Genomic DNA, 22080 nt, shown 5'->3' on the forward strand with positions numbered 1-22080 from the left:
GGGTCCCCCGATCCCTTGGATCCCCTTCCCCTCCGCGGCTGCGCCGCTCCGGCCGGGGATGACGGGGAGGGGGCGGTGACGGGCCGAGGGTCCTGCAGGCGCCCCTCATCCGGCGCAGCGGGCGCGGGCTGTTACCCGCTCCCGCATTCCTTGAGGCACGAGCCGGGCAAGCCCGGCGCGTGCGCGTCCCCTTCTCCCCCCAGGCGGGGCGACGGGGATGCCCTTGACGCCCATGGCAGCTCATGATAGGAAAATAAACCGATAGTTCACGATCCCATTGTCGTCTGCCTGCCGTTTCCCGTCGTCAATTTTCCCCAGAGGCCGTTGCGATGTTCGTCGATTGCCACACTGTCCGCCCCTTCCCCGATCCCGTGATCCTGACGCCGGCGCAGGTCGCAGCCCTTCTGGCGGGCGATGCCCCGTCCGGCACGCCGACGGGGGAGGCGGCCGTCGACGCGGCGGGCGGGGCCATGGCGTCGGGGACGCCGGAAGGCGCCGGGCCGGCGGCGGTGGTCTCCGGCGCGCCGGCCCCCGCGCCCGAGTGTCGCTTGGAAAACCGCGGCGCGGCTGCTATTTGCCCCCGCATGACCGCGCACCCCATCGACAACATCCGCAACTTCTCGATCGTCGCCCACATCGACCACGGGAAGTCGACGCTCGCCGACCGGCTGATCCAGTTCACCGGCGGGCTGTCCGAACGCGAGATGGTCGACCAGGTGCTGGACTCGATGGACATCGAGCGCGAGCGCGGCATCACCATCAAGGCCAACACGGTGCGCCTCGACTACAAGGCGAAGGACGGCAAGTCCTACATCCTCAACCTGATGGACACGCCCGGCCACGTCGACTTCGCCTACGAGGTGTCGCGCTCGCTGGCCGCCTGCGAGGGCTCGCTGCTGGTTGTCGACGCCTCGCAGGGCGTGGAGGCCCAGACGCTCGCCAACGTCTACCACGCGCTCGACGCCAACCACGAGATCGTCCCGGTCCTCAACAAGATCGACCTGCCGGCGGCCGAGCCCGACCGCATCAAAGCGCAGATCGAGGAGGTCATCGGGCTGGACGCCTCCGACGCGGTGCCGATCTCGGCCAAGACCGGCCTCAACATCGAGGCGGTGCTGGAAGCGATCGTCACCCGCCTGCCGCCGCCCACCGGCGACGAGAAGGCGCCGCTGAAGGCCCTGCTGGTCGACAGCTGGTACGACGCCTATCTCGGCGTCGTCGTGATGGTGCGCGTCGTCGACGGAGTGCTGCGGAAGGGCTCCGACATCACGATGATGGGCACCGGCGCCCGCTACGAGGTCGACCGCATCGGCGTGTTCAAGCCGAAGATGACCGACGTCGAGCAGCTCGGCCCCGGTGAGGTCGGCTTCATCACCGCGCAGATCAAGCAGGTCGCCGACACCCGCGTCGGCGACACCATCACCGAGACGCGGCGCCAGACGGCCGCCGCGCTGCCGGGCTTCAAGCCGGCGCAGCCGGTGGTGTTCTGCGGCCTCTTCCCGGTGGACGCGGCGCAGTTCGAGGACCTGCGGGCGGCGATGGGCAAGCTGCGCCTCAACGACGCCAGCTTCAGCTACGAGATGGAGAGCTCGGCGGCGCTCGGCTTCGGCTTCCGCTGCGGCTTCCTCGGCCTGCTGCACCTCGAGATCATCCAGGAGCGGCTGGAGCGCGAGTTCAACCTCGACCTGATCGCGACCGCCCCGTCGGTGATCTACAAGATCGGCATGAAGACCGGCGAGGAGATCGAGCTCCACAACCCGGCCGACATGCCCGACGTGATGAAGATCGAGGAGATCCAGGAGCCGTGGATCCGCGCCACGATCCTCACGCCGGACGAGTATCTCGGCGGCATCCTCAAGCTGTGCCAGGACCGCCGCGGCTCGCAGGTCGACCTCAACTACGTCGGCAAGCGCGCCATGGTCGTCTACGACCTGCCGCTGAACGAGGTGGTGTTCGACTTCTACGACCGGCTGAAGTCGATCTCGAAGGGCTACGCCTCCTTCGACTACCACCTCACCGACTACAAGCCCGGCGACCTCGTGAAGATGTCGATCCTCGTCAACGCCGAGCCGGTCGACGCGCTGTCCATGCTGGTCCACCGCACCCGCGCCGAGGGGCGCGGCCGGGCGATGTGCGAGAAGCTGAAGGAACTCATCCCGCAGCATCTCTTCCAGATCCCGATCCAGGCGGCCATCGGCGGCAAGATCATCGCCCGCGAGACCATCTCCGCGCTCCGCAAGGACGTGACGGCGAAGTGCTACGGCGGCGACATCACCCGCAAGCGCAAGCTCCTCGACAAGCAGAAGGAGGGCAAGAAGCGCATGCGCCAGTTCGGTCGGGTGGAAATTCCCCAGGAAGCCTTCATCGCCGCCCTGAAGATGGACAGCTGAGGCGGCAACTGCCGGTTGGTGGCGTCACTCCAGCTGGGGGCAGTATCGTCACCGAATGCCGCCTGAGCTTCGCGACCCCCCACACGCGAATACGAACAGGACGTCCAATCCGGCCCCGGCACACCGAGGGACGGGGACCGCGGCGACTGGATCGTCGAGATGGCCCGCGCATTCCTCTGGAACGTCGTGGGGAACGCCGTGTCCTTCATTGTCCGTGTCCTTGCGCGCCTGACCTGATAGCCTTCTGGCGATGTTGCGGCGCTGCTGCCGACCTCCCGCCGTCATCCCCGGCGACCGGCGCAGCCGGTCGGGAAGGGGATCCAGACCACCGTGCCGCGACATCCCGTGGATCCCCTTCCCCTCCGCGGCTGCGCCGCTCCGGCCGGGGATGACGCGGGGAGACGCGGCGCCGCTGGCGAGCATGACGCCGGGGCGAACCGGGCCGGGGCGAACCGGGCCGTCGACGTCGACGGCCGACGCTCGCGGCCCTCGCACTCGCGACCGCCCTACTTCGCCGCCTTGGCCGGCTTCGTCTCGGCGGAGATCTTGTCGGTGAGCGCGAGGATGACGCCCGAGCCGACGAACACGAGGTGGACGATGACCAGCCACTGCAGGTCGCGGTCCGAGGTGTTCTTGATGTTCATGAAGGCCTTGAGCAGCTGGATCGCCGAGATCGCGACGATCGAGGAGAGCAGCTTCAGCTTGAGGCCGCTGAAGTCGATCTTGCCCATCCACTCGGGCCAGTCCTTGTGCTCGTTCTCGTCGATCTTGGAGACGAAGTTCTCGTAGCCCGAGAAGATGACGATGACGATCAGCGAGCCGGTGAAGGTGAGGTCGATGAGAGACAGCACCGCCAGGATGACGTCCGCCTCGCCCTGCTCGCCGACGTGCAGGATGAAGTGCCACACCTCCTGCATGGTCTTCACCAGCAGCAGGGCCAGCGCCACCACCAGCGACACGTAGAACGGCGCCAGCAGCCAGCGGCTGGCGAAGAGGAACTTCTCGAGCGTCCGTTCGATCATGCCGTCCCCGCGCGAATCAGCGTGCCTTCACCTGCACCATATGCGCAGGCGCGGCGCCAGCGGATGACTCACGGGGCGCAATCCCCATGGGGAGACGGGGCGGGACCCCGCCCGCCGGTCAGTCGTTGGCCTCGGGGGGCAGGAAGTCGACCTCGTGCTCCTGCGACAGGGCGATGATGCGCGGGATGTCGGTGAGGTCGTGGAGCGCGTCGAACAGCGCCTCGAGCTTGCGCGACGGCGACACCCAGAACAGCGCCCGGGCCGGCTGGTCGGACTTGTTGAAGTAGCCGTGCGGGATGCCGCGCGGCATGCGCACGAGGTCGCCGGCGCGGGCCTGCGTCCAGACGCCGTCGAGCTTGAGGTCGAGGACGCCGTCCAGCATCAGGATGAACTCGTCCTGCGTCGGGTGGATGTGCACGGGCACGAACTGGCCCGGCGCGCTGTTGGTCTCGAAGGCGAAGGTCGAGTCGCAGGTGGCCTTGGGGTAGTAGACCTGCCCCAGAATGTTCCAGACCTTGCCGCGATAGCCCTCGCCGACGCGGGTGATGCCCTTCTCCAGATCGCCCATGGTGTCCTCCCCCCGACGGCCGTTCGCGACGGCCCGACCCAGCATGGCCGGGCGGCGGGCGGGAGTCCATGCGTCGGCCCGAGCGGCCACAGGAGCCCCCGCTGCTCCGCGCCGTGCGGCCGGGAGGCCCCCACCCCCTGCCCCTCCCCACGAGGGGGAGGGGAGAAGGGCAGGGCCGGCCGGAGGCGGAGCGGCGTGGAGGAGGGGTATCGATGGGCCTTGGCGCCGCGCCGGGCGGTGGAACCCGACCGTGGCGGGGGCCGACTCAGGCGGTGCCGGCTGCGGAAGAGGCAGGCTCAGGCCCGGTGGCGCGGCGAACGTTGCGCCCCCGCGACCGCCCGCGGCGGCGGGAGACGACGCCCGATCAGGCCTTCTCGACCGGCAGTCCGGTGGCGGCGAGGTCCTTGAAGCCGCCGGCGTTGAAGACGTTGGCGTAGCCCATGTCCTTCAGCGTCTTGCCGGCCAGCGCCGAGCGGCCGCCCGAGGCGCAGTGGACGAGGATGGTGGCGTCCTTGCTGAAGGCCTTGTCGTGGTAGGGGCTGTCCGGGTCCGCCCTGAACTCCAGCATGCCGCGCGACACGGCGACGGCGCCGGCGATCTTGCCGGACTGCTGCACCTCCGTGGGGTCGCGCACGTCGAGCACGAGGACGCCGCCGGCGCGGATCTTCTGGGCCGCCTCCTCGGGGGCGAGCTTCGGCACGACGGCGTTGGCGGCGGCGAGCATGTCCTTGACGGAAGAGGGCATCGGCGGGGTCTCCGGTGGCAGGCGATGGCGATGACAGCGACAGGCCGGGGAATCCGGCCCGCCGCTCCTGGAGGATAGCAGGTCTTCACTCGGCCGGGATCGCCGACGGGGCGGCTGCCTGCGCCCGGTTGCGGAACACCAGCCACGCGAAGAACGCCATGTCGGCGAAGACGACGATGGAGGAGACGCCGGCAATGGGGTCGCCAATGTCCCGTCCGGAATGGACCAGGCCGACGCCGACCGCCAGCACCACGGTGGCGACGATCCACACCCACACCTGCGCCAGCGCGGCGCGCGAGCGGTCGAGCGCTGGGTGCAGGTGGTAGAAGATTCCGAAGAGGAAGAGCGACACCCAGCCGAGGAGGTTGAGGTGCGCATGGGCCGGATGCGTGCTGTGGTCGCCGCTGGCGGCCATCGCGATGCCCCAGCCCATCCCCACGAGGACGAGCAGAACAGCAGCCTGGAAACTCAGGGTTGAAGCCTTCATCGGGACGCTCCTGCAAGGCGGCGGTCGCCGCGGGGGAATCGCGCAGGGACGGCGCCGCGGCCGGAGGACGATCCGGCGTGAGCGTGGCCGTAAACCACAGACGCGACACGGGAAATCATGCCACCACCGCGTGTGGCGCACAATGCGATTGCAGGACGTCGGAGGTTTTTGGTGCGTCCCGGGCCGGACGAGGCCGCTCATCGGCTGGGCCACGGGCGCGGGCCGCTGCCCGCTCCCGCCCCTCATCCGCCCCTTCGGGGCACCTTCTCCCCGCCTGCGGGGAGAAGGGTATCCCCGGCCTCCGCACGGTTCCTCCGGACGGGCGCGCGGGTGCCGCGGCCCTTCGCCCCGCTTGCGGGGAGAAGGTGGCGCGAAGCGCCGGATGAGGGGCGGCGGGCCAAGCGTGCGAAGCGCCGGATGAGGGGCGGCGGGCCAGGCGTGCGAAGCGCCGGATGAGGGGCGGCGGTCCAGGAGCGCGAAGCGCCGGATGAGGGGCGGTCGGCGAAGAGCGGGGGCGGCGGATGGGCGGAGCCCCTCCTATCTCAGCAACATCGAGACGAGTGCACAGCCACGCGGAGTGTCAATCGGCATTGTCATGTACAATGTCACTGTTGCATCGCACAAAACTTCCGACGAGCTTTATTGAACAGCTGTAACGTGGAGAATAGTTCCACGAACGACGGCTGTTATTCCAAAGGCTAAGTAGATTTACCGATCACGAAGGATTGAAGCCGGCTGAAGCTGAACCATCTTCCACCGGTCCTCCGTGGGAGGGGGGCAAGGGCAACGGCCGTGACGCCCCCGAGCGGGTGCGCGGCCCCAATGGAGGGTAACGCATGTCGGCTGTGGTCGGATCCACGGTCGCCGAACGGCGCAGGCCGATGACCCGCGAGGAGAAGCGCGTCATCCTGGCCTCGTCCGCCGGCACCATCTTCGAGTGGTACGATTTCTATCTGTACGGCTCGCTCGCCGCGATCATCGGCGCGCAGTTCTTCTCGGCCTTCCCGGAGGCCACGCGCAACGTCTTCGCGCTGCTGGCCTTCGCCGCCGGCTTCCTCGTGCGCCCGTTCGGCGCGCTGTTCTTCGGCCGCCTGGGTGACCTCGTCGGCCGCAAGTACACCTTCCTCATGACCATCCTGATCATGGGTGCGTCGACCTTCATCGTCGGCCTGCTGCCGTCCTACGAGACGATCGGCTGGGTCGCGCCGGTGATCCTCATCGTGCTGCGCATGCTGCAGGGCCTCGCGCTCGGCGGCGAGTACGGCGGCGCGGTGGTGTACGTGGCCGAGCACGCCCCCCCGGGCCGCCGCGGCTACTTCACCTCGTGGATCCAGACCACGGCGACCCTCGGCCTGCTGATGTCGCTGATGGTCATCCTGGCGGTGCGCAGCTGGACCGGCGAGGCGGAGTTCGCCAAGTGGGGCTGGCGCATTCCGTTCCTGCTCTCGATCTTCCTGCTCGCGATCTCGGTGTGGATCCGCATGCAGATGGAGGAGAGCCCGGCCTTCAAGAAGATGAAGGAGGAGGGCACCCAGTCCAAGGCGCCGCTGTCCGAGGCCTTCGGCCAGTGGAAGAACGCCCGCTTCGCCGTCATCGCGCTGCTCGGCCTCGTCGCCGGCCAGGCGGTGGTCTGGTACACGGGCCAGTTCTACGCCCTGTTCTTCCTGCAGAGCATCCTGCGCGTCGACATGTTCACGGCCAACGTGCTGATCGCGTGGTCGCTAATCCTCGGCACGGCGGGCTTCATCGTGTTCGGCTCGCTGTCGGACCGCATCGGCCGCAAGCCGATCATCCTCGCCGGCTGCCTGCTCGCCGCGCTGACGTACTTCCCCGTCTTCAAGTTCCTCTCGGAGACGGCGAACCCGATGCTCTTCAAGGCGCAGACCACGGCCAGCGTCGTCGTCGTCGCCGACAAGGACCAGTGCTCGTTCCAGTTCAACCCGACCGGCACGTCCAAGTTCACCAGCTCGTGCGACATCGCCAAGGCGACGCTCGCCCGCAGCTCGGTCAACTACACCGTGCAGGAGGCGCCGAAGGGCTCGGTCACGAAGATCAAGATCGGCAACACGGAGGTCGCCTCCTACGAGGCCGGCTCCCTGACCGCCGAGCAGGCGAAGACGGTCCCGGCCGCCTTCACCAAGCAGGTCAACGACGCGCTCGGCGCGGTGGGCTACCCCGTCGCCGGCGTGAAGAACGACACGATCGTCAAGATGTCGGGCTTCTTCGACATCTTCCGCGCCCAGACCTTCACCCTCGTGCTGGTGCTCACCTACCTGGTGATCCTGGTGACGATGGTGTACGGCCCGATCGCGGCGGCGCTCGTCGAGCTCTTCCCGACCCGCATCCGCTACACCGGCATGTCGCTGCCCTACCACATCGGCAACGGCTGGTTCGGCGGCCTGATGCCGGCCACGGCCTTCGCGATGATCGCCCAGTCCGGCGACATCTTCTTCGGCCTCTGGTACCCGATCGTCATCGCCATGATGACCTTCGTCATCGGCATGATCTTCGTGCCGGAGAACAAGGACAAGGACATCTTCGCCGAGGACGCGGCGCGCTGAGCGCCGCCGTCACCGGACGGACCGCAACGAGGCCGGCCCCGCGAGGGGCCGGCCTTCGTCGTCGATGGGGGCCGTGCGGCGGGGCCGCGAAGACGCCCGCGCAGGCGCGCGGCGGGCGGAAGAGGTCCCGGTGGGCTCCGTGACCGGGGTTGGCGCGGGGAACTACAAGGGTGGGAGCCAGGACCGCCCTTCGCGACCGCCGGAGGTTTCCGGACCGGTAACACGCGGTCTATCGGCAGCGCGAAACGCTGTCGGAATTGCGAAGCTCAAGCTGCCCTGCCGGCGGCCGGGCGGGACGCGCGGCCGGCCTGCAGGGTCTGCGACGGGCGCTCCCCGAAGGCTGCCTTGTAGGCGGCGGCGAACTCGCCGAGGTGCGAGAAGCCGCAGTCGAGCGCCACCGAGGTGACCGTGTCGCCCGTCGAGGGGGCGCCGAGGCGCTCCCGCGCCGCGGTCAGCCGCAGCCCGCGCAGGTAGCCGGTGATCGTGGTGTCGAGGTGGCGGCGGAACAGCATCTGCGCGGCGCGCAGGCTGACGCCGGCCTCCCGGCCCATGGCCTCGAGCGACACGTCGTCGAAGGCGTGCGCGTGCAGGTAGTCGAGGCAGCGCCGCAGCGTCGCCGGTTCCAGCGCCGCCGCCGCCTCCGGCAGGCCGGCGGCGGCCGACAGCAGGTGGGCAAGGCGGATGGCGAGCAGCTCGTCGTTGGAGCGCTTGAAGGCGTCCAGCGCCAGCAGTGCTGCGGGCGCCTCGTCGAGCGACCGGCAGATGGCCGCAGCCTGCGCCACGAAGGCCGGGGCCTCCGGCAGGCCGGCGAGGCCGAAGCTGGCGTCGAGCGCGGCCTCGGCGCGGGCGGAACTGCCGAGCGCCTCCATCAGGCCCTGGATCCGGGCGCGCTCGGCCGTCACCACGGTGGAGGCGTAGCGGCCGGGTACAGTGGTCGTGACCGGCGCCGCGGGAAGCAGGCAGGCGTCGCCGCGCGCCCCGAAGCTGCGTTCCACGCTGCCGGAGGCGAGGCGGATCTCGCCCATCGTGGGGATCTGGACCCGGATCAAGCCGTCGGGCTCGATGTCGACGGCGTAGGGCGAGCAGCGACCGGAGATGAGCGACGTCGTGCCAAGCCGGACATGGTTCGCGACGAGCATCATGCTGTCTCGGCCGCTGGGAAGGGAGACCCGCCTGACCCCCGGATTTCGCCCTTTGATGCTGGCGTAAATCTCGTCAGGATCGGTGGATCGTACAGCCGGGAACCGGATGAGCGATAGCACGAAGCCTCCAGCGGGGGGTCACGGATGTGACCGACCGGGCAACGAGGCTAGCAAACCAGAGCTTGGCCGGTGTCGGTAAGAATACGTACATCCGATTGTATAATTGCGTCGTCACGGCTGGAGATTGCGCCGATTTCACAGGCAAGCCGCGCGTGAGCACGCCCGTTTTCCTCGCCGTGCTCGTCGCCGCGCTGCTGCATGCCAGCTGGAACGCGGTGCTGAAGGTCCGAATCGAGCCGCTGCTGGCGATGACGCTGGTCAACGGCGGCGCCGGCCTGTTCGGCGCGGGGCTGATGCTGTGGACCGGCTTCCCCGCCGCGCCGTCCTGGCCCTGGCTGGCGGCGTCCACCGTGCTGCATCTCGGCTACGCGCTGGCGCTGACGCAGGCCTACCGGCGGGCCGACATGGGGCTCGTCTATCCCATCGCCCGCGGTTCGGCGCCGCTGATGACCATGCTGGGCTCGCTCGTGCTGGTGCGCGACCCGCTGGCGCCGCTCTCCGTCGCCGGCATCCTCGTGCTGGCGACGGGCATCGGCCTGCTGGCGCTGCGCGGCCGCAGCGGCCTCGACCGCTCCGCCGTCCGCTGGGCGCTGCTGACGGCGGTGACGATCTCGCTCTACACGCTGGCGGACGGCATGGGAGCGCGCGCCGCCGGCGACCCGCACGCCTACATCGCGGCGGTGTTCCTGTTCGACGGCCTCACCTGCCTCGCCTTCGTGGCCGGCCTGAGGGGCCTGCGCGGCATGGCGCCGATGCTGACCGTGCTGGGCCCCGGCCTCGCCGGAGGCGCGGCCGCCTTCGGCGCCTACTGGATCGCGGTGTGGGCGATGACGCAGGCCCCCATCGCCCTCGTCGCCGCGGTGCGCGAGACGAGCGTGCTCTTCGCCACCGCCATCGCGGTGATCGTGCTGCGCGAGCCGCTGATGCCGCACCGCATCGTCTCGGCCGTGCTGATCGTCGCCGGGCTGGCGCTGATCAGGATGGGGTGAGGGCGCGGACACCTCGTCCGCCGCGCGGGCGCGGGCTGCTGCCCGCTCCCGCCCCCCTCGTCCGCCCGCTGCGCGGGCACCTTCTCCCCGCAGGCGGGGCGAAGGTGGCCCGAAGGGCCGGATGAGGGGCCGCCCGCCGAACGGATTATTTACGGCGCATGGGATGAAGTCGGGCGCCTGCAACCCGAGCGACCGCGCCGATGAGCCTCCCCCATGCGTCCCCTTCGCGGGACGCCGCAACGCCGCTGGCCGGCCAGCGCCGGGCTCCCTGGCCACCCGGTCTCGTCGCCACGCTCGCCGCGTGGGCGGCGGCGACGGCGATGGCCGTGGCGTCGGCGCGCGACGTCGGGACCGTCTTCGGCGATACCGACGACGCGATGCGCCTCGTTCAAGTGCGCGACCTGCTCGCCGGGCAGGGCTGGACCGACCTCGTGCAGCACCGGCTCGACCCCGGCGCCGGCATCCCGATGCACTGGTCGCGCCTCGCCGACCTGCCGCTGGCGCTGGCGATCCGCGGGCTGGAGCCGTTCATGGGCACCCGCGCCGCCGAGGTGGCGGCGATGACGTGGTGGCCGGCGGTGCTGCTGCTCGTCGCCATGCTGGCGCTGCGCGCCATCGCCGAGCGCCTCGCGGGACCCGCCGCCGCCGGCTGGGCGGGCATCGCCGCAGCGGTGCTGGCGGCGAGTTCGCTTGCCATCGTCTGGCAGTTCGCGCCGGGCCGGATCGACCACCACGGCCTGCAGGCGACGCTGCTGCTGTGGGCCTTTGCGAACCTCCTCGCCGGCCCCGCCGCGCGCCACGGCGTCGCCGCGGGCCTCTGCAGCGCCGCGGCGCTGGCCGTGGGGCTGGAAACGCTGCCCTTCCTCGCCATGGTCGCCGGCGGCGCTGCGCTGGTGCTCGGACTCGACCCCGCGACGCGGCGGGCGGCGGCGGGCTACGGCCTCTCCTTCGCCGCCGGCACGGCCGCGCTCTATGCCGGCACCATCCCCGCCGCCCGCTGGGGCGTGGCGGCCTGCGACGCGCTGTCCCTGCCGTGGCTGGCCGCCGCCGTCGTCGGCGGCGCCGGCCTCGCCGCGGTGGCGCTGCTGCCGGCCGCCCGGACCTCGACGGCGGCGCGCGTCGGCGGGCTGGTGATGGTGGGCGCCGCTGCGGCCGCCGCCGTGATCGCGATCGATCCCGCCTGCCTGCGGGGCCCCTACGCGAAGCTGGACCCGGCGCTCTACGCCGCGTGGCTCGACAACGTGCAGGAGACGCTGCCCCTTCATCGGGTCTGGGCGGCGAACCGCTCGGCCGCGCTGGTGCTCGGCGCCGGGCCGCTGCTGGCGCTGGCGGCGCTGCCGTGGCTGGCGCGGCGCACCCGGGCGGCGCCGATGGCGCGCACGGTCCTCATCGCGTGGGCCGTGGCTTTCCTGATCGCGCTGGCGCTCGGCCTCGTGCAGCAGCGCATGATGTTCTACGCCAACGTGCTGGCGCTGCCCGTCCTCGCCGCCACCATCGGCCTCGTCGCCGAGCGGCGCCGGGAGGCCGGCGGCTCGCCCGCCGTGGCGCTCGCCGCGGGGCTCGTCGTCGCCAGCTCCGCCACGCCGACCCTCGCCGTGGCGATGGTGCCGGGCCTCGCCGGGGCGGGGGACACCGCAGCGGTGACGGCGCAGACCGGCTACCGCCAGTCCTGCTTCTCCACGGCGAGCTACGCGCCGCTGCGCGGCCTGCCGCCCGGCATCGTGGCGGCCTTCGTCCACAGCGGGCCCTTCATCCTCGCCGGCACGCCGCACGCCGTGCTGTCGGCCCCCTACCACCGCATGGAGCACGGCATCCTCGCCGGCTACCGCTTCCTCGCCCTGCCGCCGGACGAGGCGCGGGCGGCGGCGAAGCGGCTCGGCATCCGCTATGTGGCGGCTTGCACCGCCGCCGAGGAGGTCGAACACTACGCCGCCACCGCACCCGACGGGCTCGCCGCGCGGCTGATTCGCCGCGAGGTGCCCGGCTGGCTGGCGCCCGTGCCCGGCGCTCCGCCGGGCCTGCTCCTCTACCGGGTGCTCGACCCCTGAGCCGGCGCGGCCGGCCCCGACGGAGAGCCGGCATGCCGCGTCCCTGGTCCCCCGCACGGTTGGCGCTCGCCCTCGTCGCCGCCCCGTTCGCGCTGTTCGCGGCCCGGCCCGCCGCCGCCGCCGAACCGGCCGCGCGCGACCTCTTCGGCGCCGTCGCCGGGCCGACGACGACGCTGCCCGCGACGCCGGTCGGCAGCTACGCCAAGGGCTGCCTCGCCGGCGGCGTGATGCTGCCCACCGAGGGCCCGCACTGGCAGGCGATGCGCCTGTCGCGCAACCGCAACTGGGGCCACCCGGCGCTGGTCGCGATGCTGACCTCCTTCGCCGCCAAGGTGCCGGCGACGGCCGGCTGGCCGGGGCTGCTGGTGGGCGACATCGCCCAGCCGCGCGGTGGGCCGATGAAGACCGGGCACGCCTCCCACCAGATCGGCCTCGACGCCGACGTCTGGCTCACGCCGATGCCGTCGCGCGTGCTGTCGCGGCAGGAACGCGAGGACATGATCCCCCATGAGATGGTGGCCGCCGACGGGATGGACGTCGACCCGGCACGCTGGACGAAGGCGCACGTCGCCCTCATCCGCGCGGCGGCCATGGAGCCGCGCATCGAGCGGGTGTTCGTCAACCCGGCCATCAAGAAGGCGCTGTGCCGCGAGGCGGGGACGGACCGCGCGTGGCTCGCCCGCGTGCGGCCGATCTGGGGCCACACCTTCCACATGCACCTGCGCATGGCGTGCCCCGCCGCCTCGGACGACTGCGTGCCGCAGGAGCCGCCGCCCGGCGGCGACGGCTGCGGCAAGGAACTCGACTGGTGGTTCACGAAGGAGGCCCGCGCGCCGGCGAAGCCCTCCAGGCCCGTGCCGCCCATGACCATGGCCCAGCTGCCCCCCGCCTGCCGACAGGTGCTGACGGCGCCGTAGCAAGGGAGAGGTGCCGCGCTCTCTCTTCTCCCCGCCTTCGGGGAGAAGGAAAGGGGCCGTGCACCGGTCATCTGCCGCGTCTCCGGCTTCGATTAAACGAAGAAAAATGTGAAATTATTCGATTCACATCACCTCCCGTTCTGTTTGACAAACCGAACGGACGTCCCTAAAGAACAAACACGCGCCGATTTGAGCGAGCAGCTTGCTGGGCGCGGCGGGGCCGGAGCGATCCGGGACCCCGGGACAAATGCAGCTAAAGCGCCGCGGGCGAGGCCTGATCATCCTCCGTCCCACGACCGCACCCCCTGCACGTGGAACACGATAGGAGGACCGCCATGGTCACGATCAGCCGCCGTTTCGCCCTCGCAAGCCTTGCGTTCACGGGTCTTGCCGCCGCCACCCTCGCCGCCGCGCCGGCCTCGGCGCAGGTGAAGGAGATCCGCATCGACTGGGCCACCTACAACCCGGTCAGCCTCGTCCTGAAGGACCAGGGGCTCCTCGAGAAGGAGTTCGCCAAGGACGGCATCACCATCCGCTGGGTGCAGTCCGCCGGATCGAACAAGGCGCTCGAGTTCCTCAACGCCGGCTCGCTCGACTTCGGCTCGACGGCGGGCGCCGCCGCGCTGGTCGGCAAGATCAACGGCAACCCGATCCAGTCGATCTACGTCTACTCGCGCCCCGAGTGGACGGCGCTGGTGACCAAGGGCGACAGCCCGATCAAGACGGTCGCCGACCTGAAGGGCAAGCGCGTCGCCGTGACCCGCGGCACCGACCCCCACATCTTCCTCGTGCGCGCGCTCGCCGAGAACAAGCTCACCGAGAAGGACGTGAAGCTGGTGCTGCTGCAGCACGCCGACGGCCGCCTGGCGCTGGAGCGCGGCGACGTCGAGGCGTGGGCCGGCCTCGACCCGATCATGGCCGCGGCCGAGATCGAGGGCGGCGCGCGGCTGTTCTACCGCAAGCCGGAGGCCAACACCTGGGGCGTGCTCAATGTCCGCGAGGAGTTCGCCAAGCAGAACCCCGAGATCGTCAAGCGCGTGCTGAAGGTCTACGAGGAGGCGCGCAAGCAGTCGCTCGCCAACAAGGCCGAGCTGACCAGGAGCCTCGTCGCCGCGACCAAGCTCCCCGACACCGTCATCGCCCGCCAGCTGGAGCGCACCGAGCTGACCTTCGGCCCGATCGGCCAGCAGCAGGCCGACACCATCGTCGCCGCCGGCATCGCCCTGCAGGAGGCCGGCGTGCTCGACGCCAAGCTCGACATCAAGGCGGTCGTCGCCGGCCTGATCGAGCCCAAGTACCTCGGCTCCTCCGCCACGCAGTAAGCCCGCACTCGACGGCACGGCGCGGGCGGGGCAGAGTGCGCCGCCCGCCGCCGGACCGGATGCCTCCAACGCATGTCGATCCCCTCTCCGATCATCGCAGACGAGGCTCTCGCGGCGCCGCAGAAGGCGCCGCGATCGCGCGTCCCCTCGGCCCGGATGCTGCTCGGCCTCCTGCTGCCGCTCGCGCTGGCGCTCGGCTGGGAGCTCGCTGTGCGCGCCGGCTGGGCGCAGGGCCGGCTGATGCCGCCGCCCTCGCGCATCCTCGACACGCTCGCCGACCTCGCCCGCTCGGGCGAACTCACCACGCACATCGTCGCCACGCTGCTGCGCGTCGCCGCCGGCTTCGCGCTGGGCGCCGCCGCCGGCACGGTCATGGGCGCGCTGGCCGGCACGTCGGACACCGTGCGCCGCATCTTCGACCCCAGCCTGCAGGCGCTGCGCGCGGTGCCCTCCATCGCCTGGGTTCCGCTGTTCATCCTGTGGCTCGGAATCTTCGAGGCGTCGAAGGTGGCGCTGATCGCGGTCGGCGTGTTCTTCCCCGTCTATCTCGGCGTCGCCGGCGCCATCGAGGGCATCGACCGCAAGCTGGTCGAGGTGGGCCGCGTGTTCCGGCTGTCGAAGTTCGACATGGTGCGCCGGGTCGTCCTGCCCGCGGTGCTGCCGGCCTGGCTCATCTCGCTGCGCTCGGGGCTCGGCCTCGGATTCATGTTCGTGGTCGCCGCCGAGTTCATGGGCGCGTCGGAGGGGCTCGGCTACCTGCTGGTCGACGGCCAGCAGATGGGCCGGCCTGACCGCATCCTCGCCGCCATCATCACCTTCGCGCTGCTCGGCAAGCTGTGCGACACCATCCTCGTCCAGTCGACGCGCCCGCTGGTGCGCTGGCAGGACACCGTGCGCGACAGGCTCTGAGCGATGTTTGTCGTCGAGGCCCTGTCCAAGACCTACGCCGACGGCACGCGCGCGCTGTCGGGCATCAACCTCAAGGTCGAGGCCGGCGAGATCGTCGCCCTCGTCGGCGGCTCGGGCTGCGGCAAGACCACGCTGCTGCGCCTCGTCGCCGGGCTCGACCAGGCCACCGAGGGCCGCATCGTCGTCGACGGCGAGACGATCCTCGCGCCGCACCCCTTCGTCGGCATCGCCTTCCAGGAGCCGCGCCTGCTGCCCTGGCTCACCGTGGCCGACAACGTCGCTTTCGGCATCCACGACCTGCCGGCCGGCGAGCGCGCCGCCCGCGTCGCCGACGCGCTGGAGCGCGTCCACCTCGCCGAGCACGCGAAGCGCTGGCCGCGCGAGCTCTCCGGCGGCCAGCAGCAGCGCGTCAGCATCGCCCGCGCGCTGGTGGCCAGGCCCCGCGTGCTGCTGCTCGACGAGCCCTTCTCGGCGCTCGACGCCTTCACCCGCGCCAGCCTGCACGAGCACCTGCTCACGCTGTGGGAGGCGAGCCGGCCGACCGTCGTCATCGTGACGCACGACGTGGAGGAGGCGGTGACGCTGGCCGACCGCGTGGTGGTGATGCGCCCGCGCCCCGGGCGCCTCTACGAGTCGATCACCGTCGGCGCGCCGCGCCCCCGCGACAAGCTGGCGGTGGGCTTCGACAAGGCCAAGCGGCGGGTGCTCAACGCCCTTGACCGCTCGCTCAAGACATCCGACACCGAGCCCCCGAAGACGGCCGACAGCGGCGCCGCGCTCTGGTGGTAGGCGTCGCCCCGGCATCAACGACACACAGGACGGAGACGGTCATGGACGCCGACGCGCTGCGCGCCCTGCAGGCCCCCATCAAGGCGAAGTACCGCGAGGCGCCCGACGCGGCGGTCATCACGCTGAAGGCCTCCGGCGAGGTCGACGAGAGCAAGATCGCCTGCAAGCTGGAGACCGGCCGCGCCATCGTCGAGGCTGGCCTGCACCCGGCCTCCGGCGGCACCGGGATGGAGCTGTGCTCCGGCGACATGCTGCTCGAGGCGCTCGTCGCCTGCGCCGGCGTGACGCTGAAGGCCGTGGCCACGGCGCTCGAGATCCCGCTGCGCCGGGGCACCGTGCGCGCCGAGGGCGACCTCGACTTCCGCGGCACGCTCGGCGTCGACCGCGAGGCCCCCGTCGGCTTCCGCGAGATCCGCCTGACCTTCGACGTCGACACCGACGCCCCGCAGGAGAAGCTCGACTCCCTGCTCAAGCTCACCGAGCGCTACTGCGTCGTCTTCCAGACGATCAACCAGAAGCCGCAGCTGACGGTGCGCATGAACCGCGGCTGAGCGGAGGCCGGCGGGCGTTCATCCGAGGGTGGGAGCCCGCCCGGAGAGACCCCCACCCCTGCCCCTCCCCACAAGGGGGAGGGGGCGCCGGCGCGGTCGAAGAGCCCTTCTGAGGGCGCTGCGGCTCTGCGCCATGGATGCGGGGGCCCGGCGGCGATTGACTGAACGTGGAGCCCCTGCTCGGAGAGACCCCAACCCCTCCCCACAGGGGGAGGGGATGCCGGCGCGGTTGAAGAGGCCTGTTGACGGCGCCTCGGTTGTGCCCGGCGCGCTCCTGGACCTTCCCGCCCGAGAACATCGAAAAGGCCCGGACCTCTCCGCCCCCCTCCCCCTTGTGGGGAGGGATCGGGGGTGGGGGTCACTCCGCCTTCATGTCTTCCCACCCGCCATGGCGGCCGGCCACGGGCCTTGTCCGGCTCATGCTGCGGCCCGTCTCGCCCCGGCGCCACCTCAAGCCCGGACCTCTCCGACCCCTCCCCCTCGGAGGGAGGCATTGGGGGGTGAGGGGCGCGTCAGGGCGGGGTCGCAGTCGTCCGGATGGCCGGCGGGATGGCTCCCCGCGCGGTTCTGCGATACCACAGCTTCAGGCGTACCCCCGCGAGGGCAGCATGAACGTGACCATCCGGCCGGCCGGCGAGGCCGACCTCCCGGCCATCCTCGACATCACCAACGACGCGATCCTCAACACGACCGCGATCTGGTCGCACCATGCGACGGACCTCGAGAGCCGCCGGACGTGGCTGCGCGACCGGCAGGACAAGGGCTACCCGGTACTGGTCGCCGACCTCGCCGGGACCGTCGTCGGCTTCGCCTCCTTCGGCGACTTCCGCCCCTGGGACGGCTACGCCCACACGGTCGAGCACTCGATCTACGTGCACCGCCACCACCACGGGAAGGGTGTCGGCAAGCAGCTGATGCCGCCGCTGATCGAGGCGGCGCAGGCCCTCGGCAAGCACGTCATGATCGCCGGGATCGAGGCCGGCAACCGGGCCTCGATCCACTTCCATCACGGCTTCGGCTTCGTCGAGGCGGGGCGGCTTAAGGAGGTCGGGTGGAAGTTCGACCGCTGGCTCGACCTCGTGCTCATGCAGAAGACGCTGGCCTGACCGCCGCCGCGCCCGGCTGGTCCGGGCGCCCGGGACGGGCGATGGTCGGCGGTCGTTCCCCCACCGTCCCCGGACACGCTCCTCGCCCGTGACGCTGCTCGTCTTCCTCGCCGGCCTCGCCAGCGCCATCCTGCACGCGGGATGGAACATGGCGACGCGCCAGCGCCCGGACCCGGGCACGGCCTTCGCCTCCGTCGTCATCATGAGCGGCGTCATCTGCGTGCCGCCGCTGCTGTGGCTGGGCCTGCCGAGCCGCGAGTCGCTCGTCTGGATGGCGGTCGGCGCCGTCTTCAACGTGCTGACGATGCGCCTGATCATGGCGACGTACCGGCGCATGCCCTTCGCCGTGGGCTACCCGATGATCCGCGGCACGTCGCCGCTCGCCGTGGCGCTGATGGGCTTCGGCGTCTTCGGCGAGCGCATCTCCACGCTCGGCGCCGGCGGCGTCGCGCTCATCTCGTCGGGCGTGTTCCTGCTGGCGCTCTCGGGCCGCCGGGCCGGCGAGGCCGACGGGAAGGGCATCGCGCTGGCCATCGCCGCCGGCCTCTCCAACGCCTGCTTCGTGCTGGCCGACGCCCGCGGCGTGCGCCTGTCGGGCGACATCTGGACCTACGGCATGCTCGTCGCGGCGGTGAATGCGCTGCTGCTGGCGGTCCTCATGAGGCTGGAGAAGGTCGACATCGTCGGCGCCATCCGCCGCACCTGGGCGTTCTCCAGCGCCGCGGCCGCGGTGTCGATGCTGTCCTATTTCGCCATCCTCTACGGCTTCACGCATGGGCCGACCGGGCCGGTGTCGGCGCTGCGCGAGACGAGCGTGTTCTTCGGCGTGCTGATGGCCGCGACGATCCTGCGCGAGCGCATCGGACCGCTGCGCTGGACGGCGGCCGGGCTGGCGGTGGCGGGCATCGTGCTGATCCGCCTGTCCTGAGCCTCCCGGCACCGCAGGCGCCGGCGCGATGGCGAATTGACGCGGCCGCGCGAAAGGGGCAGGCAAAGGCGGCGGGTGCGCGCACCCGCCGCCCCGCCCCGACGACCGTGACCCGCATGGCCTCTGCCGCCCCCCCCTTCCAGGCCTCCCCCGTCTTCGACCGTGCGGCGCTGCAGGCCGGCGCCCGAAAGGCCCTCCTGGAGGCCGGCCAGGACCAGGCCGCCCGGCGCGCCGCCGTGGTCGGCGTGCTGCGCGAGGCGCTCGGCACCGGCCGCGAACGCGCCCGCGACCTGCTGGAGAAGGAGCGCAACGGGCTCAACTGCGCCTGGCGCCTGTCCGACCTGATGGACGCCATCGTCGTGACGCTGCACGACCTCGCGGTGCGCGAGCTCTATCCGGTCGACAACCCGTCGTCGTCGGAACGGCTCTGCGTCGCCGCCGTCGGGGGCTACGGGCGCGGCACGCTGGCGCCGGGATCCGACGTCGACCTGCTGTTCCTGCTGCCCTACAAGTCCACGCCGTGGTCCGAGAGCATCGTCGAGGCGATCCTCTACGCGCTGTGGGACCTCAAGCTGAAGGTCGGCCACTCGGTGCGCACCGTGGAGGAGTGCATCCGCGAGGCCAAGGCGGACATGACCATCCGCACGGCCATGCTGGAGGCGCGCTACCTCGCCGGCGACACCGGCCTCTACCGCGAGATGGAGGAGCGCTACGACCGCGACGTGGTGCAGGGCACGGCGGCCCAGTTCGTCGCCGAGAAGCTCTCCGAGCGCGAGAAGCGCGTCGGCCGCGCCGGCTCCTCGCGCTACCTCGTCGAGCCCAACATCAAGGAGGGCAAGGGCGGCCTGCGCGACCTGAACACGCTGTTCTGGATCGCCAAGTACGTCTACCGCGTGAAGGACACGCAGGACCTCGTCTCCGCCGGCCTGTTCGACGAGGAGGAGCGCCAGCTCTTCCTGCGCTGCGAGGAGTTCCTGTGGCGGGTGCGCTGCGAGATGCACTTCGTCACCGGACGGGCCGAGGAGCGGCTCACCTTCGACCTGCAGCGCCTCGTCTCCGACCGCATCGGCTATGCCGGGCGCGGCGGGCTGTCGTCGGTCGAGCGCTTCATGAAGCGCTACTTCCTCGTCGCCAAGGACGTCGGCGACCTCACCGCCATCGTCTGCGCGGCGCTGGAGGCCCGCCACACCAAGCCGCGCGCCATGCTGGACCGGCTCGTCGGCCGCTTCCGCCGCTCCGGCCGCGCCATCGCCGACAGCGCCGACTTCGTCATCGACAACGACCGCCTCGGCGTCGGCAACCCCGACGTGTTCCGCAAGGACCCGGTCAACCTGCTGCGGCTCTACCGCCTCGCCGACAAGCTGAACCGCCTCATCCACCCGGATGCCAGCCGCCTCGTCACGCGGTCGCTGAAGCTGGTGGACCCGGCGCTGCGCCGCAACCCCGAGGCGAACCGGCTGTTCCTGGAGATCCTCACCTCGCGCAACGCGCCTGAGGTGGTGCTGCGCCGCATGAACGAGTCGGGGCTGCTGGGCCGCTTCATCCCCGAGTTCGGCCGCGTCGTGGCGATGATGCAGTTCAACATGTACCACCACTACACGGTGGACGAGCACCTTCTGCGCTCGATCGGCATCCTCGCGGACCTGGAGAAGGGCCTCCTGAAGGAGGAACTGCCGGTCGCCAACGAGATCCTGCCGACCATCATCAACCACCGCGTGCTGGCGGTGGCGCTGTTCATCCACGACATCGCCAAGGGCCGGCCGGAGGACCACTCCACCGCTGGCGCCCGCATCGCGCGCAAGCTCGGGCCGCGGCTCGGCCTCGACGAGGCGGAGGTCGACAACGTCGCCTGGCTCGTCGAGCACCATCTGGTGATGTCGACGACGGCGCAGAGCCGCGACCTCTCCGACCCGCGCACCATCGAGACCTTCGCCGCCACGGTGCAGACTCTGGAGCGGCTGAAGATGCTGCTCGTGCTCACCGTCTGCGACATCAAGGCGGTGGGTCCGGGCGTGTGGAACGGCTGGAAGGGCCAGCTGCTGCGCACGCTCTACTGGGAGACGGAGATCGTGCTTGCGGGCGGCCACTCCGCCATCGACCGCCAGCAGCGCGTGCGCCGGGCGCAGGAGGAGCTGCGCCGGGCGCTGCCGGGCTGGTCCGACCCCGACCTCGATGCCTATGTCGCGCGCCACTACCCGGCCTACTGGCTCAAGGTGGACCTCGCCCGCAAGGTGAAGCACGCCAAGTTCCTGCTCGCCGCCGAGCAGGAGATGCGCTCGCTGTCGACCGAGGTGGCGACGGACGGCTTCCGCGGCGTGACCGAGCTCACCGTCGCGGCCCCCGACCACCCGCGCCTGCTGGCGATCATCACCGGCGCCTGCGCCGCCGCCGGGGCGAACATCGTCGATGCGCAGATCTACACGACGACGGACGGGCTGGCGCTCGACACGATCTTCATCTCGCGCGCCTTCGACCGCGACGAGGACGAGCTGCGCCGCGCCGGCCGCGTCGCGCAGCACATCGAGCGCGCGCTGAAGGGCGAGACCCGCATCGCCGAGGCGGTCGCCGCCCGCGCGCCGGAGCGCCCGGTGTCGAAGGCCTTCACCGTGCCGCCGGACGTCGTCATCGACAATGCCGTGTCGGCCCGCTACACGGTCGTCGAGGTCAGCGGCCTCGACCGTCCGGGCCTCCTCTACGAGCTGACGACCGCGCTCGGGAAGCTCAACCTCAACATCGCCAGCGCGCACATCGCCACCTTCGGCGAGAAGGCGGTCGACGTCTTCTACGTCACCGACCTCACCGGCACGAAGATCGCCAACCCGGCCCGCCACGCGGCCATCCGCCGGACCCTTATCGAGGTGCTGGGCGGCAACGGCACGAAGGACAAGGAGCCCGTGCGCCCGAAGCCCGTCGCCGCGGGGCGGTGAGGCCGAAGGGGCCCCCGCTCACAGGCGCCGGCAGAACACCGTGGTGTCGCACAGGCCGCCGTCGGGCCAGAGCGCGTAGTCGGGGATGACGCCGCAGCGCTCCCAGCCGAGCCGCGGGTAGAGGCGCTCGGCGTCGGAGCCGGTGGCGGTGTCGAGCACCAGCACGGTCAGGCCCCGCCTGCGCGCCTCGTCGTCGACGGCCCCCATCAAAGCCGCTCCGATTCCGCGGCCGCGCGCGCTGGCGTGGACGAGCAGCTTCGACACGTCGGCCCGGTGCGGCTGGTTGGGCTTGGTGGCCGGGATGAGCTGTGCCGTGCCCACGGCGCGGCCGCCGTCGAACGCGGCGAAAAGCACGGTCCGCCCCGCCGCCACCTCGTCGATCACGCCGTCCCACCACGGCTGCGCGTCGGCGGGGCCAAACGGATTCATGAAGCCGACGGAGGCGCCGCCGTTGACGCAGTCGACGAGGATGCCGACGAGGTCGTCCCGGTGGGCGCGGGCCGCGGCGGCGTCGAGGATGCGGATGTCGTGCGGCATGGCGGCTCCGGGTGCTGGGCGG

Annotated in this window: 18 protein-coding genes; 12 read left to right on the forward strand and 6 right to left on the reverse strand. The window is 71.3% G+C overall.

All coding sequences use genetic code 11. The annotated features are described in order from the left end of the window. Positions 1-584 precede the first annotated feature (584 nt). A complete protein-coding gene (lepA, locus tag ACX9GQ_RS06275) occupies positions 585-2390 on the forward strand; it encodes a translation elongation factor 4 (protein WP_459628983.1) in 1806 nt (601 codons plus the stop codon). A gap of 506 nt (positions 2391-2896) precedes the next feature. Here the strand turns inward: lepA and ACX9GQ_RS06280 are convergent. From ACX9GQ_RS06280 to ACX9GQ_RS06295, 4 genes are all read right to left on the reverse strand, one after another. Next, positions 2897-3412 (reverse strand): TIGR00645 family protein, encoded by a 516-nt coding sequence (locus ACX9GQ_RS06280; protein WP_459628692.1) that lies wholly within the window; start codon positions 3410-3412, stop codon positions 2897-2899. 118 nt (positions 3413-3530) lie between these two features. Then, complete coding sequence (locus tag ACX9GQ_RS06285) at positions 3531-3980, reverse strand: cupin domain-containing protein (RefSeq protein WP_459628693.1); 450 nt, start codon at positions 3978-3980, stop codon at positions 3531-3533. A 364-nt stretch (positions 3981-4344) separates the two neighbouring features. Further along, on the reverse strand, positions 4345-4725 hold the full coding sequence (locus ACX9GQ_RS06290) for a rhodanese-like domain-containing protein (RefSeq protein ID WP_459628694.1): 381 nt from the start codon (positions 4723-4725) through the stop codon (positions 4345-4347). An 85-nt stretch (positions 4726-4810) separates the two neighbouring features. Continuing rightward, complete coding sequence (locus tag ACX9GQ_RS06295) at positions 4811-5212, reverse strand: hypothetical protein (RefSeq protein WP_459628695.1); 402 nt, start codon at positions 5210-5212, stop codon at positions 4811-4813. Between the two features lie 881 nt (positions 5213-6093). Here ACX9GQ_RS06295 and ACX9GQ_RS06300 point away from each other — a divergent pair. Further along, the gene (locus ACX9GQ_RS06300; RefSeq protein WP_459628984.1) at positions 6094-7773 is read left to right on the forward strand and encodes an MFS transporter; all 1680 of its coding nucleotides are present in this window, start codon (positions 6094-6096) and stop codon (positions 7771-7773) included. A gap of 266 nt (positions 7774-8039) precedes the next feature. On the opposite strand, the gene ACX9GQ_RS06305 is transcribed toward ACX9GQ_RS06300, so the two are convergent. After that, the gene (locus ACX9GQ_RS06305) at positions 8040-8915 is read right to left on the reverse strand and encodes a helix-turn-helix domain-containing protein (RefSeq protein WP_459628696.1); all 876 of its coding nucleotides are present in this window, start codon (positions 8913-8915) and stop codon (positions 8040-8042) included. A gap of 272 nt (positions 8916-9187) precedes the next feature. Between ACX9GQ_RS06305 and ACX9GQ_RS06310 the strand changes: the two genes are divergently transcribed. The 10 genes from ACX9GQ_RS06310 (at position 9188) to ACX9GQ_RS06355 (ending at position 21521) form a co-directional block, all read left to right on the forward strand. Further along, positions 9188-10024, forward strand: a complete 837-nt coding sequence (locus ACX9GQ_RS06310) for an EamA family transporter (protein ID WP_459628697.1) — start codon at positions 9188-9190, stop codon at positions 10022-10024. 200 nt (positions 10025-10224) lie between these two features. Beyond that, positions 10225-12072: a hypothetical protein gene (locus ACX9GQ_RS06315; RefSeq protein ID WP_459628698.1), complete on the forward strand. Its 1848-nt coding sequence runs from the start codon at positions 10225-10227 to the stop codon at positions 12070-12072. Between the two features lie 32 nt (positions 12073-12104). Beyond that, a complete protein-coding gene (gene mepA / locus ACX9GQ_RS06320) occupies positions 12105-12989 on the forward strand; it encodes a penicillin-insensitive murein endopeptidase (RefSeq protein WP_459628699.1) in 885 nt (294 codons plus the stop codon). A gap of 335 nt (positions 12990-13324) precedes the next feature. Further along, positions 13325-14311, forward strand: a complete 987-nt coding sequence (locus ACX9GQ_RS06325) for an aliphatic sulfonate ABC transporter substrate-binding protein (RefSeq protein ID WP_459628700.1) — start codon at positions 13325-13327, stop codon at positions 14309-14311. A 72-nt stretch (positions 14312-14383) separates the two neighbouring features. Continuing rightward, positions 14384-15220: an ABC transporter permease gene (locus ACX9GQ_RS06330; protein ID WP_459628701.1), complete on the forward strand. Its 837-nt coding sequence runs from the start codon at positions 14384-14386 to the stop codon at positions 15218-15220. Between the two features lie 3 nt (positions 15221-15223). Beyond that, positions 15224-16009 carry an ABC transporter ATP-binding protein gene (locus ACX9GQ_RS06335; protein ID WP_459628702.1) on the forward strand — a complete coding sequence of 262 codons (786 nt, stop codon included), beginning with the start codon at positions 15224-15226 and terminating at the stop codon, positions 16007-16009. Between the two features lie 41 nt (positions 16010-16050). After that, positions 16051-16560, forward strand: a complete 510-nt coding sequence (locus ACX9GQ_RS06340; RefSeq protein ID WP_459628703.1) for an OsmC family protein — start codon at positions 16051-16053, stop codon at positions 16558-16560. A gap of 614 nt (positions 16561-17174) precedes the next feature. Then, positions 17175-17666 (forward strand): N-acetyltransferase family protein, encoded by a 492-nt coding sequence (locus ACX9GQ_RS06345; protein ID WP_459628985.1) that lies wholly within the window; start codon positions 17175-17177, stop codon positions 17664-17666. 88 nt (positions 17667-17754) lie between these two features. Continuing rightward, positions 17755-18594 carry an EamA family transporter gene (locus ACX9GQ_RS06350; protein ID WP_459628704.1) on the forward strand — a complete coding sequence of 280 codons (840 nt, stop codon included), beginning with the start codon at positions 17755-17757 and terminating at the stop codon, positions 18592-18594. A gap of 116 nt (positions 18595-18710) precedes the next feature. Beyond that, entirely contained in the window at positions 18711-21521 is a 2811-nt protein-coding gene (locus tag ACX9GQ_RS06355) for a [protein-PII] uridylyltransferase (protein ID WP_459628705.1), read from the forward strand. An 18-nt stretch (positions 21522-21539) separates the two neighbouring features. Here the strand turns inward: ACX9GQ_RS06355 and ACX9GQ_RS06360 are convergent, their stop codons facing one another. Beyond that, entirely contained in the window at positions 21540-22058 is a 519-nt protein-coding gene (locus tag ACX9GQ_RS06360; RefSeq protein WP_459628706.1) for an N-acetyltransferase family protein, read from the reverse strand. Positions 22059-22080: the final 22 nt, after the last annotated feature.

The sequence above is a fragment of the Alsobacter sp. R-9 genome (genome assembly GCF_054612375.1).

What these genes read in the sequence shown, in the direction of transcription:
- lepA (WP_459628983.1), top strand. Translation starts at nt 585, where the DNA reads ATGACCGCGCACCCCATCGACAACATCCGCAACTTCTCGATCGTCGCC.
- ACX9GQ_RS06280 (WP_459628692.1), bottom strand. Translation starts at nt 3,412, where the DNA reads ATGATCGAACGGACGCTCGAGAAGTTCCTCTTCGCCAGCCGCTGGCTG.
- ACX9GQ_RS06330 (WP_459628701.1), top strand. Translation starts at nt 14,384, where the DNA reads ATGTCGATCCCCTCTCCGATCATCGCAGACGAGGCTCTCGCGGCGCCG.
- ACX9GQ_RS06325 (WP_459628700.1), top strand. Translation starts at nt 13,325, where the DNA reads ATGGTCACGATCAGCCGCCGTTTCGCCCTCGCAAGCCTTGCGTTCACG.
- ACX9GQ_RS06335 (WP_459628702.1), top strand. Translation starts at nt 15,224, where the DNA reads ATGTTTGTCGTCGAGGCCCTGTCCAAGACCTACGCCGACGGCACGCGC.
- mepA (WP_459628699.1), top strand. Translation starts at nt 12,105, where the DNA reads ATGCCGCGTCCCTGGTCCCCCGCACGGTTGGCGCTCGCCCTCGTCGCC.
- ACX9GQ_RS06315 (WP_459628698.1), top strand. Translation starts at nt 10,225, where the DNA reads ATGAGCCTCCCCCATGCGTCCCCTTCGCGGGACGCCGCAACGCCGCTG.
- ACX9GQ_RS06295 (WP_459628695.1), bottom strand. Translation starts at nt 5,212, where the DNA reads ATGAAGGCTTCAACCCTGAGTTTCCAGGCTGCTGTTCTGCTCGTCCTC.
- ACX9GQ_RS06300 (WP_459628984.1), top strand. Translation starts at nt 6,094, where the DNA reads ATGACCCGCGAGGAGAAGCGCGTCATCCTGGCCTCGTCCGCCGGCACC.
- ACX9GQ_RS06290 (WP_459628694.1), bottom strand. Translation starts at nt 4,725, where the DNA reads ATGCCCTCTTCCGTCAAGGACATGCTCGCCGCCGCCAACGCCGTCGTG.
- ACX9GQ_RS06340 (WP_459628703.1), top strand. Translation starts at nt 16,051, where the DNA reads ATGGACGCCGACGCGCTGCGCGCCCTGCAGGCCCCCATCAAGGCGAAG.
- ACX9GQ_RS06305 (WP_459628696.1), bottom strand. Translation starts at nt 8,915, where the DNA reads ATGATGCTCGTCGCGAACCATGTCCGGCTTGGCACGACGTCGCTCATC.
- ACX9GQ_RS06355 (WP_459628705.1), top strand. Translation starts at nt 18,711, where the DNA reads ATGGCCTCTGCCGCCCCCCCCTTCCAGGCCTCCCCCGTCTTCGACCGT.
- ACX9GQ_RS06285 (WP_459628693.1), bottom strand. Translation starts at nt 3,980, where the DNA reads ATGGGCGATCTGGAGAAGGGCATCACCCGCGTCGGCGAGGGCTATCGC.
- ACX9GQ_RS06360 (WP_459628706.1), bottom strand. Translation starts at nt 22,058, where the DNA reads ATGCCGCACGACATCCGCATCCTCGACGCCGCCGCGGCCCGCGCCCAC.